Source organism: Amycolatopsis sp. NPDC102522 (genome assembly GCF_055584485.1).
The window spans coordinates 403975-416819 of the sequence record NZ_JBVJLY010000002.1; the positions used below are offsets into that span (position 1 = coordinate 403975).

Consider the following 12845-nt stretch of genomic DNA (forward strand, 5'->3'; position numbering starts at 1 on the left):
TTTACAGTTTTTGTGGTGGGGGGGGGGGGGGGTGGTCGGTTGTGGGTGTGTTTTTTTTTTTTTTTTTTTTTAAAAAAAAAAAAAAACCCCCCCCCCCCCCCCCACCCCGACCCACTCGCTACTCACCCCTTTGCGCTTAAGGCTCCGAAGTTTCCCTGAAGGACTCCTTGAGGACAGTGACGTAGCGCGGGCTGGGGCACCGGAACCCAGCAGAGTGACGCGAAGGGGACTTTCGCCGCACGCAATGCAACGAAAGTCCCCTTCACCAAACCCGACACATTTACCTTACCCCAAACACTCACGACACCAGGGACTTGACAAGCCACTATGCGGATGGTTCAAGATAGAGCGGCGACCACCGCGGACCCGAGTTCGGCGGTGGTGGACTTCCCGCCGAGGTCAGGGGTCTGCACGGTCCCCTCCTCGAGAACCTTCTCCACCGCCGCGTGAATATTTTGTGCCGCAACGGTTTCTCCGAGATGGTCGAGCATCATCGCACCCGCCAGGATCTGCGCCACCGGATTCGCGATGCCCTGCCCGGCGATATCGGGAGCGCTGCCGTGCACGGCTTCGAACATGGAAGGGAACTCACCTGTCGGATTGATATTGCCCGAAGGCGCCATTCCGAGCCCGCCCGTCACGGCCGCCGCCAGGTCGCTCAGGATGTCGCCGAAGAGATTGGAACCGACCACGACGTCGAGCCGGTCCGGCGCCTGTACCATCCGGGCGGCGAGCGCGTCGACATGGCACTGTTCGGCTTGCACGTCCGGATATTCCGAAGAAACTTCAGCGAAGATCTCGTCCCAGAACGGCATCGAGTGAATGAGCCCGTTGGACTTGGTCGCCGAGCAGACCCGTCCCGTCCGCGTCTTCGCCAGTTCGAAGGCATAGCGGATGATCCGCTCCACCCCGACCCGCGTGAACACGGATTCCTGTAAGACGAACTCGTTTCCCTGGCCGCGATTGTGCCTGCCGCCGATCTCCGAGTACTCGCCCTCGGAGTTCTCCCGGACGATCACCATCTCCAGCTCTTCGGCGGTGCGACCCGCCAACGCCGAAGTCGTCCCCGGCAGCAGGCGGACCGGCCGGAGATTGACGTACTGGGTGAACGCGCGCCGCACCGGAATGAGAAGGCCCCACAGCGACACATGGTCCGGCACGCCGGGAAAGCCGACGGCGCCGAGAAAGATCCCGTCGAACCGGGAAAGCTGCTCGATACCGTCGTCCGGCATCATCGCACCGGTCTTGGTGTACCGCTCACAACTCCAGTCGAACTCCTGCCACGACAAGGAGAAACCATGCGATGCCGCCGCGCGGTCGAGGACCTTGCGGGCCTCGACCGTCACGTCGACACCGATCCCGTCACCGGGAATGCTGGCGATCCGATAAGAGGAAGTCCCTGCTTGAGAAGTCACAAAGCCACCGCGATGTACTTGGTCTCGAGGAACTCGTCGATGCCGACGGTGCCGCCTTCACGGCCGAGCCCCGACTGCTTGATCCCGCCGAACGGTGCCGCCGGGTTCGAGACCAGTCCTTGGTTGAGGCCGATCATGCCGGCTTCCAGCCGTTCCGAAACCCGCAGTGCCCGTTTGAGATCGGAGGTGTACACATAGGACACGAGACCGAATTCGGTATCGTTCGCCGCCGCGATGGCCTCGTCCTCGCTGTCGAACGCAGTGATCGGAGCGACAGGGCCGAAGATCTCTTCCGAAGCGAGCTTGGCGTCCTTGGGTACGTCGGTGAGCACAGTGGCCTGATAGAAGTTGCCCGGACCGTCCACAGCAGACCCGCCGGTGAGGACGCGCGCTCCTCGCTCGGTGGCGTCGGAGACCAGGCCACCGACCTTCTCGACCGCGGCTTTGTCGATGAGGGGGCCGACGACGACGCCTTCCTCGGTGCCGCGCCCCATCGGCAGGGCCTCCATGCGCTCGGTGAGGCGCCGGGAGAACTCGTCGACGATGCCTCGCTGGACGTAGAAGCGGTTCGCGGCCGTGCAGGCCTCGCCGATGTTGCGCATCTTCGCGGTCATCGCGCCATCGATCGCCGCGTCGAGGTCCGCGTCTTCGAAGACGAGGAAGGGAGCGTTGCCGCCGAGTTCCATCGACGTGCGGAGCACCTTGTCCGCGCACTGTTCCAGCAGCTTCCGCCCGACGCCGGTCGAACCGGTGAAGGACAGCTTCCGGGCACGGCCGTCTCGGATCAGTGGCTCCATCACGCCGCCGGAGTCCGACGTCGTGAGCACGTTCAGCACACCTTCCGGCAATCCCGCTTCGGCGAGGATCGCCGCGAGGGCCAACATCGAAAGGGGGGTCTGAGCAGCAGGCTTGATGATCATCGTGCAGCCGGCCGCGACCGCGGGCCCGATCTTGCGGGTGCCCATCGCCATGGGGAAGTTCCACGGCGTGATCAGCAGGCACGGCCCGACGGGCTGCTTCGTCACCAGGAACCGGCCGGTCCCGTTGGGCGCGACGGCGTAGCCACCGTCGATCCGCACGGCCTCCTCCGCGAACCAGCGGAAGAACTCGGCCGCGTAGGTGATCTCGCCCTTCGACTCCGCGAGCGGCTTGCCCATCTCGAGGGTCATCAGCAGCGCGAGCTCGTCGGCGCGCTTGACGAGCAGTTCGTAGGCGCGGCGCAGGATCTCGCCGCGTTCGCGCGGGGCGACGTTCGCCCAGTCGGCCTGCGCGGCGACGGCGGCGTCGAGTGCGCCGACACCGTCCGCCGGTGACGCGTCGGCCACCTCGCACAGGGCTTCACCTGTCGAGGGGTCGAGAACGGGGAAGGTCTTCCCACCCGTGGCGGGCACCCACTTGCCGCCGATGAACAGTTCCTTGTCGACCGCCGCGACTACTCCGGCCTCACTGATCGAGCTCATCCCAACGCTCCTCCATGTTGTCCCGAACGCCATGCTATGGATATTGTCAACAATCGACAACAGCTCAGCCGACCTAGGAGCGCAGCCCATGGCCCAGCTATCACCGCTGCTCAAGCAGGCAACGCCGGTCGTGGTCGACCACGGTGCAGGGGTGTACCTCTACGACACCGACGGCAAACGTCACCTGGATTTCACCGCCGGGATCGGCGTGACCAGCACCGGCCACTGCCACCCGCACGTGGTGAGCGCCGCTCAGGAACAGGTCGGCAAGCTCATCCACGGGCAGTACACGACGGTCATGCACAAGCCGATGCTGGAGCTGACCGAGAAGCTGGGCGGAGTCCTGCCCGAAGGCCTGAATTCACTCTTCTACGCGAACTCGGGCAGCGAGGCTGTCGAGGCGGCGCTCCGGCTGTCGCGGCAGGCGACCAAGCGGCCCAACGTCATCGTCTTCCAGGGCGGGTTCCACGGCCGGACGGTCGCGGCGGCGACGATGACGACGTCGGGCACCCGGTTCAGCGCAGGGATCTCGCCGCTCATGTCCGGTGTGCACGTCGCGCCCTTCCCGTACGCCTTCCACTACGGCTGGGACGAAGAGACCGCGACGAAGTTCGCCCTGCGCGAGCTCGACTACCTGTTCGCGACGGTCTGCGCGCCGAACGAGACGGCCGCGTTCTTCATCGAGCCGGTGCTCGGCGAGGGCGGGTACGTCCCGGCGAACCCCGAGTTCCTTGCCGGGCTCCGGGAGCGTGCCGACAAGCACGGGATCCTGCTGGTGATGGACGAGATCCAGACCGGCTTCGGCCGGACGGGCCGGTTCTGGGGGCACGAGCACTTCGGGGTGCGCCCGGACGTCGTGCTCATCGCGAAAGGACTGGCGAGCGGATTCCCGATCTCGGGTATCGCCGCTTCGGAGGAGCTGATGACGAAGGCGCTCCCCGGTTCCCAGGGCGGGACCTACGGCGGCAACGCGGTGGCCTGCGCGGCGGCGATCGCCACGCTCGAGGTGATCCAGCGGGAAGGGCTGGTCGAGAACGCCGCCGAACGCGGACGCCAGCTGCTCGAAGGGGTCCGGGTGATCGCGGACAAGTCGCCGTCGATCGGCGACGTCCGGGGGCTGGGGCTGCTCGTCGGTTCCGAGTTCACCACACCGGACGGCGAGCCGGACACCGCGAAGGCCCAGGCCGCCCAGAAAGCCGCGTCCGCCAACGGGTTGCTGCTGCTGACGTGCGGGGCGTACATGAACGTCGTCCGGATGGTGCCGCCGCTGATCGTCGACACCGAGCAGGTCGACGAGGCGCTGCGGATCTGGGGCGACGTCGTGGCGGGGGTCGAGTGATGGCCCGCTACATCACGATCACCCTCGACAAGCGCGGGGTGTCCTGCCGGGCCCGGCTGCTCGACGCCGAAGCCCCGCGAACCTGCCGCGCCGTTTGGGACGCGTTGCCGCAAAGCGGCTCGGCCTACCACGCGAAGTACGCGCGCAACGAGGTCTACGCCCTCGTGCCGCCCTTCGCCGAACCGAAACCGGGCCGGGAAAACCCCACGATCACCCCGATTCCGGGTGATGTCGTGTACTTCGGGTTCGAAGCCTGGGAGATCGGCAATCCGGCGTACGGCTACGACCAGGACAGTGAGGCGCACAGCGACCAGGGCGCGACCGACCTCGCGATCTTCTACGGCCGCAACAACCTGCTGATCAACGGCGACGCGGGCTGGGTGCCCGGCAACGTGTTCGCGACGATCGAGGAGGGACTGGCCGAAATGGCGGAAGCCGCGCAGGACCTCTGGCTGCGAGGTGTCGAGGGCGAAACGCTTTCGTTCGCACGCGCGTGAAAAGCCCGTGGGCGGCGAAGGTTCCCCTTCCCTCGCCGCCCACGGGCCGGCACCCCTCCCTGGCTTACTGTCGTTCGCCCGCGAGCCGGTACTCGACGCCACCGACCTCTTCGCCGCGCTGGTCGACCTGGGTCACGTGGACGGTGTACTGCCCACCGGCTGCCTCGGCTCCGGCGGTGAAGCTCAGCTTGGCGTCGATCTGTTCGCCCGCCTTGAACGCCAGACCGCTGATCCTGGCCCGCTGCGGGTTCACGATGGCCAGCTCGGTCTCGCCGACCCGTTCGATGCCCTCACCCTTCGCGCCGCCTGCCCGCCAGCGTGCGGCGAGGTCGGGACCGAGGTCGATGGTGATCCGTCCCGGACCGGTGAACGGCTTGCCCGGCTGGGTGAAGACGATGTCGCCGACCGCCGTGGGGTCAGGACCGTGCCAGCCGAACACGATCGGCCGGATCACCGGGACCTTGATCTTGAACGGGACCGCGTTCACGTTGTGCCACGCGATGTTGTTGTTCTTCCGCGTGTTGACGGAGGTACTGATGCCTTCCGTCGGCAGGTCGGTCGGAGAGAGCCACCTGGCCAGCAGGCAGAAGTGCGAGCCGATCGGGACCTTCCACGGGATGACGACCGTCTTGGTGCCGTAGGGCACGTCCACGTCGAGCTTCGAACCGATGTAGTTCCACTGGTTCGGCCACTGGGCCACGGTGCCCTGCTTGGTGTACCAGACCTGCAGGTTCCCCTTCTCGTACGCGTCACCGTAGGGGCCGGGACGGTTGAGTGTGACGTGGATGAAGGCGTTACCGCCCTGGACGATCGGGTCGTCGGCGGCGCACAGGACCGTCGCCGAGAAACACACCCGGATGTCGGGGCTGGAGTAGAGCGAGCCGGACGAGTCCTCGTACCCGTAGTCGGATCCGTTGTCCCGGATGAAGACGTCGCTGCGGGTTCCCGGTGCGGCCTGCGCCGCCGGTGCGACACCGGCGAACAGCGTCGCGACGGCCAAGACGGCCGAGGCGAGCAGCGTTCGACGGCGCCGCGGGTTCGTGCTGATCATGTTTCCCTCCTTGGGCGAAACATTCGACCTTCTGACCGTCGATCAAGCCGGTTGTGGCGGGGTTGTAGAGATCGTGTGCCCTAATTGGCCGATTTCGGTGAGTCTTCGCCCGGATACGCTCACCGAGGTCACATGCCGGAGGGAGCAGGGTGCCCGGGCCAGGGGAATTACGGGTGCTGGGCCCGGTCGAAGCGATCGGCCCCACCGGGCGGGCGGAGTTGCATGGCGCCCGCCAGCGAGCCGTGCTCGGCGTTCTCGCCCTGCACGCGGGTTCGGTCGTCCCGATCCCCCGGCTGGTCGACGTCCTCTGGGGCGAGGATCCGCCCCGCACCGCGGTGAAGACCCTGCACAGCCACGTCGCCAGGATCCGGCAGGCGCTGGAGGACTGCGGGTTCCCGCCGGTCCTGCTCACGCGCAAACCCGGCTACGTCCTGACGGTCGCATCGTCCTCAGTCGACGCTCTCCGCTTCGAAGAAGAACTCCGTGCCGCCAAGCGGAGCAATCCCGGCCAAGCGGTGACGGTGTTGCGTGAGGCTTTGCGGCTCTGGCACGGCGAAGCGTTCGCGGACGCCGAACTGGACGGTTGGGGGCTACACGAGGTCGAACGGCTCCAGGAACTGCGGCTGTCCGCCTGGGAAGAACTCTGGGACGCCGAACTCAGGCTCGGCGAACACGAGGAGGTCCTCAGGGAACTTCCGCGGCTTCGGGCCGAGCAGCCGTATCGCGAACGGCTCGCCGCGCTCCACATGCTCGCCCTGCATCGCTGCGGAAGGCACCCCGAGGCGCTGGAGACGTTCCAGGCCGTGCGCCGGGGGCTGGCCGACGAGTTCGGTGTCGATCCCGGCCCGGACCTGATCGAGCTGCATACGGCGATCCTGCGCCGTGCGCCCGAACTCGACGCCCCCGTGCGGGGAACCGCTCCCGCGCAGCTCCCCGCCCGTGTCGGGCATTTCACCGGGCGACTGCAGGAGCTCGCTTCGCTCGACAGGCTCCTCGACGAACCGGAGCCGCCGGTCGTGGTCATCTCCGGCGCGGCTGGGATGGGCAAATCCGCGCTCGCCGTGCAGTGGGCGCACCGCATCGCGGACCGCTTTCCCGACGGCCAGCTCTTCCTCGACCTCGCCGGGCACGATCCGCACGAAGCGGTCTCGCCGGGCGACGCGCTCGCGCATCTGTCGCGCGGGCTCGGTCTCCCCGACGATCGGCTGCCCGACGCGACGGCCGAACGCGCGGCCCTCTACCGCTCGCTGCTGCACGGGAGGCGGTGCGTGATCGTCGCCGACAACGCGGGCGGCGTCGACCAGATCCTTCCGCTGGTCCCCGGGACGGCGAAAGCACTGCTGATCGTGACCAGCAGGCAGACCTTGGCCGCGCTCGGCAGCAGGCACGCGGTCCGGGTGTTCGCCCTCGACGCGCTGGCCGATCCGGAATCGATGACCCTGCTCACCCGGGTGCTGGGCGCCGACCGGGTCGCCCGCGAACCCGCGCAGGCCGCGCGGCTGGCCAGGCTGTGCGACGGGATGCCGCTGGCGCTGCGGATCGCCGCCGCGCGCCTGAGCGGCGAACCTGGGCGTCCGATCGCGGAACTCACCCGTGAGCTGACCGGCGTCGGCCGACTGGAAACCCTTGCGGTACAAGGAGATTCCCGGACGGTCAAAACCGTCCTCGCGAGCGCCTACCTGCCGTTGGAGCACGCTCCGGCGCAACTGTTCCGGCTGTCCGGGTTGATCCCGGGGACCTCGTTCAGCTCGGCCCTCGGCAGCGCGCTGTGCGGGGTGCCCGCCGAAGCGGGCCGGACGGCGATCGCCGCGCTGTCCGCCGCGCACCTGATCACCCCGGCGGGCCAGGATCGCCATCGCCTCCACGATCTGATCCGCGAGTTCGCCGTCGCGTGCGCCCGCGCCGACGAAACGACGTCGAGCCGCGCCGAGGCCGCGGACCGGCTGATCGACTGGTACCTGCATGTCGCCGCCGAGGCGAACCGGATCATCGACCCGAACCGTGATCTGGTCACCCCGGCGCTGCGCCACCCTCCGCCGGAGCGGCCGTTCCCGGCGGAAAGGCGTGCGGCGCTGGCGTTCCTGAGCGCCGAGCGCGCGAACCTGCTGCCCGTGGTGCGGTTCGCGCGCGAACACGGCCGCAACACCGCCGCCTGGCAGCTCACCTACCTGCTCACCAGTTTCTACGACACCACAGGTGGCTGGAACGAGCGGATCGGACTGTGCCGCGAGGGGGCCGCGGCGGCCGCTGACCTCGACGATCCCTTGGCGGAGGCGGAAATGCTGCGCGCGCTGGGCGCGGCCTACTTCATGACCCGCCGGCTGACGGACGCGCTCGAAACCAACGCCCGCGCGTTGAAGGCCGCCCGCGCGGCGGGCGATCTCGAAGGCGAAGGGCACATCTACAACAACACCGCGAACGCCTACGCCGCGCTGCGCCGCTTCGACGAGGCGATCACCGCGTACCGGCTCGCGGTGGAGCGCTGCACCTCGGCGGGCAACCGGCTCGGGCGCGCGCTGTCCCAGCGCAACCTCGGTCACGCCTACATCCGCCGCGGCCAGCCGATGGACGGCCTCAGCCCGCTGACGGCCGCGCTGGAGACGTTCCGGGAACTCGGCAACGCCCGGCTGGAAGCCGCCACGCTGGACACGCTCGGCGAGGCCTACGAGGAACTCGGCGATCACGACGTCGCGCTGGAGCATCTCGGCAAGGCGCTGGCCGCGTCCCGGGCGATCGGCGACCGGTGGCAGGAGTGGGAGTCGCTGCTGCACGCCGGCCAGGTCCACCTCGCCCGCCGCGACTTCCGGGCCGCGCGGGACGATTTCGACCAGGCGCTGCTGATCAGCCGGGACGTCGGGAACCGGCACAGCGAGGCGGCCGCGCTCGACAGGCTCGGCCGTGCCCACCTCGGCCTCGGCGACCTGGCCGCGGCGCGCGAAAACCTCGAACGCGGCCTCGCGGTCCGGGAAGGCGTCCCGGATCCGTACGAGGAGGCTCATCTGCACCGCGACCTCGGTGATCTCGAGGCACGATGCGGCGACACGGCCGCCGCGGCCGCCCACTGGGCTCGAGCGATCGAGCTGTACCGGCGGGCGAACGCGACGGCCGACGCCGACCTCGTCACCGGGCGGGGTTGATCACCACGGTCGAGGTCGCGTACACGAGCTTGCCCTGCGACGGCTCGAAGAACTCGACCCGCGCCTTCCCCGCTTGCCCTGGCAAGGGGGTGATTTCGGCGTATCCCCTGGTCTCACCGCGCTGGAAGGTGACGACACCGTCCTTCACCGGCACATGGCCGGAGCCTTCGGTGCGATAGCGGATCGTGAGCGGTCCCGGCCACGGCCGGGAGAGCACGACGGGCACCTTGCAGCTCGTGCCCTGCGCGAAGTTGGGCGGAACGAGCCAGCAGATCTCTCCGTCCTGTGTGGTGGCGAGCGGGGAGGTCTTCGTCGCGTCGTCGTCGGCCACCCACGCCACGCCGACACTGTGGCCGATCCGCACCCCCTTCTCGCCGTAGAGAAGCAGGGAGAACATCTCGTCGTTCTCCACGAGGGAATCGGCGCGGACCTTGACCGCGACGGTCTGCGTTCCCGATCCCCCGGACCAGGTCAGCGTGCCCGCGGCGGGCAGGTAGTCGACCCCTTCCTTGGCGGTGAACGCCGGATCGACCGGCGAGCCGTTGCCCTCGATCGTCCGGTACTCGACCGAGCCCTGCGGCGCGCAACCGCCGTCGTCGAGGGAAACGGTGAAGAGAAAGGTGGTGTACCCGGCGCTTGTCCCCTCGGCCCGGCTGACGCCGCTGACGTTCGCCACGGGCGCCGTGCAGCCCGCTTCCCCGCCTTCGGCCACCGGTACCGTGAGCCCGCACGTGATCGCGAGCGCCGCCCCCAGCGTCGCGATCCGTCTCATCCTTGGTCCCATCGAGCGTCCCACCCCTTCCGGCGGGCCGCCGCGGCCCGCTGCGACATGGGTAACCGAGTGCGGTTGTCGCGAGGTTGTGACCACCGGGAAGTAAACATGAAAATGATTCATGGCCATCCCCGCCCAGGACGTACTACGCTTCGGTAACCAGGCAAAGACGCGTGAGGAAGGGCAGTCGATGGGCGATGTTGCGGCACGGTTCGCCGAGATCGTCGGGGACACGAATTTGCTGACAGGCGAAGCGATCCCCGAGGACTACGCACACGACGAGGCTTTGACCATCAGCCCACAACAGCCCGCCTACCTGGCGAAACCTGGGAGCGCGGAAGAGATCGCGGAGCTGCTCAAGACCGCGAGTGAACACGGTGTGCCGGTGACCGCCAGAGGGTCGGGAACCGGGCTTTCGGGTGGTGCGCAGCCCCGCGAAGACGGCCTGGTGATCTCTTTCGAACGCATGAACGCGGTGCTGGAGATCGACACCGAAAACCACGTCGCCGTCGTCCAGCCGGGCGTCACACTGTCCGAATTGGACGAAAAGACCACGGCTGCCGGACTCGGCTACACCGTCCATCCCGGGGAACTGAGCGCGAGCGTCGGCGGCAACGTCGGAACGAACGCGGGCGGCATGCGCGCGGTCAAGTACGGCGTCACGCGGCACAACGTCGTGGGCCTGCAGGCGGTACTGCCGACCGGCGAGATCATCCGGACCGGCGGCAAGACCTCGAAGGTGTCGACAGGGTATGACCTGACGCAGCTGATCATCGGCTCCGAGGGCACCCTCGCGATCGCGACCGAGGTCATCGTGAAGCTGCACCCGCGCCTGCCGCACGGCGCCACGGTGTTCGCCCCGTTCGAGACGTTCGACGAGGTGATGACCGTCGTCCCGAAGATCGTCTCCAGCGGGCTCTCGCCGCACATCCTCGAGTACATCGACAACCTGACGCTCGCCGCGATCAGCTACAACGAGAAGCTCAGCCTCGGTGTCCCGGACGCCATCCGCGACACCGCGCAGGCTTATCTGGTGGTGGCGCTGGAAAACCGGGACAACGACCGGTTGCACGCCGATATCGAGGAACTCGGCGGCATGCTGGGCGATGTCGGCGCGATGGACGTGTACGTGCTCGAAGGCAGTTCGGCACGCAAGCTCATCGAGGCCCGCGAGAAGGCGTTCTGGACGGCGAAGGCCGCCGGTGCCGACGACGTCATCGACGTGGTGGTGCCGAGGTCCGCGATGCCGGAGTTCATGCGCCGGAGCAGGGAAATGGCGCTCTCGCGCGAGGCGGGCGCACTCGGCTGCGGGCACGCCGGCGACGGCAACGTCCACCTCGCCATCTTCTGCAAGGACCCGGAAAAGCGGAAGAAGCTGCTGACCGACATCTTCGCGCTCGGTATGGAACTCGGCGGCGCGATCTCCGGCGAGCACGGCCTCGGGAAGGCCAAGGCCGGCTACTTCCTCGATCTGGAGGACCCGGCGAAGATCGCGCTGATGCGCCGGATCAAGGAGAGCTTCGACCCGGCCGGGATCCTCAACCCCGGCGTTCTTTTCGCTGAGAGGGCTTGAAAGTGAGTGACATGAACGGCGCCCAGTCCCTGATCCGCACGCTCGTCGACAGTGGTGTCGACGTGTGCTTTTCGAATCCGGGCACCTCGGAGATGCACTTCGTGGCCGCGCTCGACGCCGTGCCCGAGATGCGCGGCGTGCTCGGCCTGTTCGAAGGCGTCGTCACCGGCGCCGCGGACGGGTACGCGCGTATCGCCGACAAGCCGGCCGCCACGCTGCTGCACCTGGGCCCCGGCCTCGGGAACGGGCTGGCGAACCTGCACAACGCACGCCGGGCGCACACCCCGATCGTCAACGTGATCGGCGATCACGCGACCTACCACAAGCAGTACGACGCCCCGCTCGAATCGGACATCGAAGCCGTCGCCGGGTCGCTCGAGGGCTGGGTCCGCCGCTCGGAGCACACGAAGGACGTCGGTGCCGACGCCGCCGCGGCGGTCGCGGCCTCCCAGGACTCCCCCGGGCAGGTGGCGACGCTGATCCTCCCCGCCGACGCGTCCTGGGGCGAAGGCGGCGAGACCTGCGCGCCCATCCCGCCGCGGATCCCGCAGGCCGTCGACGCGACGACGGTGAAGAAGATCGCCGAGGTACTGGCCAGTGGTGAATCGGTCGCGCTGCTCGTCGGCGGCAACGGCTGCCGCGAAGCCGGACTGCTCGCGACCAGCCGAATCGCCGCCGCGACGGGAGTGAAGGCGTTCGTCGAGACCTTCCCCGCCCGGCTCGAACGCGGCGAGGGCCTGCCGACGATCGAGCGGCTGGGCTACCTCGCCGAGCAGGTCGCGTACCAGCTCGACGGGGTCAAGCACGTGATCGTCGCCGGGACGAAGGCGCCTGTGTCGTTCTTCGCCTACCCCGGCAAGGCGAGCAACCTGGTGCCCGAAGGCGCGCAGGTCCATGTGCTGGCCGAAGTCGGGCAAGACGTCCCGCGGGCCCTGAACGACGTCGCGGACCTGGTCGCCGCCGAGACGCAGCCGGTGCTGCAAGAGGCCTCGCGGCCCGCGCTGCCGTCCGGCCCGCTGACGCCGCAGAACTGGGTCGAGGTGATCGGCGCGCTGCTTCCGGAACGCGCGATCATCGCCGACGAGGCGAACACGTCCGGTCTGCTGCTGCCCGCCGCGACCGCGGGTGCGCCGCGGCACGACGTGCTGACGCTGACCGGTGGCGCGATCGGTTACGGCATGCCCGTCGCGACCGGGGCGGCCGTCGCCGCGCCGGACCGGCCGGTGATCAACCTGCAGTCCGACGGCAGCGCCCTGTACACGATTTCGGCGTTGTGGACGCAGGCACGGGAAAACCTCAACGTCACCACGGTCCTGCTGAACAACCGCGCGTACGCGATCCTGCGGCTGGAGTTGCAGCGCGTCGGCGCGGACGCCAGCGGCCCGAAGGCGAACGAGCTGCTCGACCTCTCCCGGCCCGACATGGACTTCGCCAAGATCGCCGAGGGGATGGGCGTGCCGGCGACCCGGGCGACGACCGCGGAGGAGCTGGCCGAGCAGTTCCAGCGCGCGCTCGCCGAGCCGGGACCGCACCTGATCGACGCGATCGTTCCGACGCTGTTCTGAGCGGAGCGCCCTATGTGCGATGAAGTCTCTTCATCG

General features: G+C 68.4%; 9 protein-coding genes. 5 read left to right on the plus strand and 4 right to left on the minus strand.

Annotated features, from left to right (window positions below; all coding sequences use genetic code 11):
- Nucleotides 1-338: 338 nt before the first annotated feature.
- Together ACZ6YV_RS07835 and ACZ6YV_RS07840 are read right to left on the minus strand one after the other, a co-directional pair.
- Nucleotides 339-1415, minus strand: coding sequence for a tartrate dehydrogenase (locus ACZ6YV_RS07835; protein WP_465508898.1), 1077 nt, complete (start codon nt 1413-1415; stop codon nt 339-341).
- Nucleotides 1412-2875: an NAD-dependent succinate-semialdehyde dehydrogenase gene (locus ACZ6YV_RS07840; protein ID WP_465508899.1), complete on the minus strand. Its 1464-nt coding sequence runs from the start codon at nt 2873-2875 to the stop codon at nt 1412-1414. The genes ACZ6YV_RS07835 and ACZ6YV_RS07840 overlap by 4 nt, the downstream gene beginning before the upstream one ends.
- Nucleotides 2876-2963: 88 nt before the next feature.
- On the opposite strand from ACZ6YV_RS07840, the gene ACZ6YV_RS07845 reads away from it, so the two are divergent.
- Both ACZ6YV_RS07845 and ACZ6YV_RS07850 read left to right on the plus strand, forming a co-directional pair.
- Nucleotides 2964-4214: an aspartate aminotransferase family protein gene (locus tag ACZ6YV_RS07845; RefSeq protein WP_465508900.1), complete on the plus strand. Its 1251-nt coding sequence runs from the start codon at nt 2964-2966 to the stop codon at nt 4212-4214.
- Nucleotides 4214-4711 carry a DUF3830 family protein gene (locus tag ACZ6YV_RS07850; RefSeq protein ID WP_378239945.1) on the plus strand — a complete coding sequence of 166 codons (498 nt, stop codon included), beginning with the start codon at nt 4214-4216 and terminating at the stop codon, nt 4709-4711. Before ACZ6YV_RS07845 ends, ACZ6YV_RS07850 begins: the two co-directional genes overlap by 1 nt.
- Before the next feature lie 64 nt (nt 4712-4775).
- Here ACZ6YV_RS07850 and ACZ6YV_RS07855 read toward each other — a convergent pair whose 3' ends face one another.
- Nucleotides 4776-5762, minus strand: a complete 987-nt coding sequence (locus ACZ6YV_RS07855) for a hypothetical protein (protein ID WP_465508901.1) — start codon at nt 5760-5762, stop codon at nt 4776-4778.
- Between the two features lie 149 nt (nt 5763-5911).
- On the opposite strand from ACZ6YV_RS07855, the gene ACZ6YV_RS07860 reads away from it, so the two are divergent.
- Nucleotides 5912-8899 carry an AfsR/SARP family transcriptional regulator gene (locus ACZ6YV_RS07860; protein ID WP_465508902.1) on the plus strand — a complete coding sequence of 996 codons (2988 nt, stop codon included), beginning with the start codon at nt 5912-5914 and terminating at the stop codon, nt 8897-8899.
- Here ACZ6YV_RS07860 and ACZ6YV_RS07865 read toward each other — a convergent pair.
- Nucleotides 8883-9671, minus strand: a complete 789-nt coding sequence (locus ACZ6YV_RS07865) for a Calx-beta domain-containing protein (RefSeq protein WP_465508903.1) — start codon at nt 9669-9671, stop codon at nt 8883-8885. The two genes, ACZ6YV_RS07860 and ACZ6YV_RS07865, sit on opposite strands and share 17 nt — an antisense overlap.
- Nucleotides 9672-9861: 190 nt before the next feature.
- On the opposite strand from ACZ6YV_RS07865, the gene ACZ6YV_RS07870 reads away from it, so the two are divergent.
- The gene (locus tag ACZ6YV_RS07870; protein ID WP_465508904.1) at nt 9862-11244 is read left to right on the plus strand and encodes an FAD-binding oxidoreductase; all 1383 of its coding nucleotides are present in this window, start codon (nt 9862-9864) and stop codon (nt 11242-11244) included.
- Nucleotides 11245-11255: 11 nt separating this feature from the next.
- The gene (locus tag ACZ6YV_RS07875; protein ID WP_465508905.1) at nt 11256-12809 is read left to right on the plus strand and encodes an acetolactate synthase large subunit; all 1554 of its coding nucleotides are present in this window, start codon (nt 11256-11258) and stop codon (nt 12807-12809) included.
- Nucleotides 12810-12845: the final 36 nt, after the last annotated feature.

What these genes read in the sequence shown, in the direction of transcription:
- ACZ6YV_RS07870 (WP_465508904.1), top strand. Translation starts at nt 9,862, where the DNA reads ATGGGCGATGTTGCGGCACGGTTCGCCGAGATCGTCGGGGACACGAAT.
- ACZ6YV_RS07865 (WP_465508903.1), bottom strand. Translation starts at nt 9,671, where the DNA reads ATGAGACGGATCGCGACGCTGGGGGCGGCGCTCGCGATCACGTGCGGG.
- ACZ6YV_RS07845 (WP_465508900.1), top strand. Translation starts at nt 2,964, where the DNA reads ATGGCCCAGCTATCACCGCTGCTCAAGCAGGCAACGCCGGTCGTGGTC.
- ACZ6YV_RS07855 (WP_465508901.1), bottom strand. Translation starts at nt 5,762, where the DNA reads ATGATCAGCACGAACCCGCGGCGCCGTCGAACGCTGCTCGCCTCGGCC.
- ACZ6YV_RS07875 (WP_465508905.1), top strand. Translation starts at nt 11,256, where the DNA reads ATGAACGGCGCCCAGTCCCTGATCCGCACGCTCGTCGACAGTGGTGTC.
- ACZ6YV_RS07850 (WP_378239945.1), top strand. Translation starts at nt 4,214, where the DNA reads ATGGCCCGCTACATCACGATCACCCTCGACAAGCGCGGGGTGTCCTGC.
- ACZ6YV_RS07840 (WP_465508899.1), bottom strand. Translation starts at nt 2,875, where the DNA reads ATGAGCTCGATCAGTGAGGCCGGAGTAGTCGCGGCGGTCGACAAGGAA.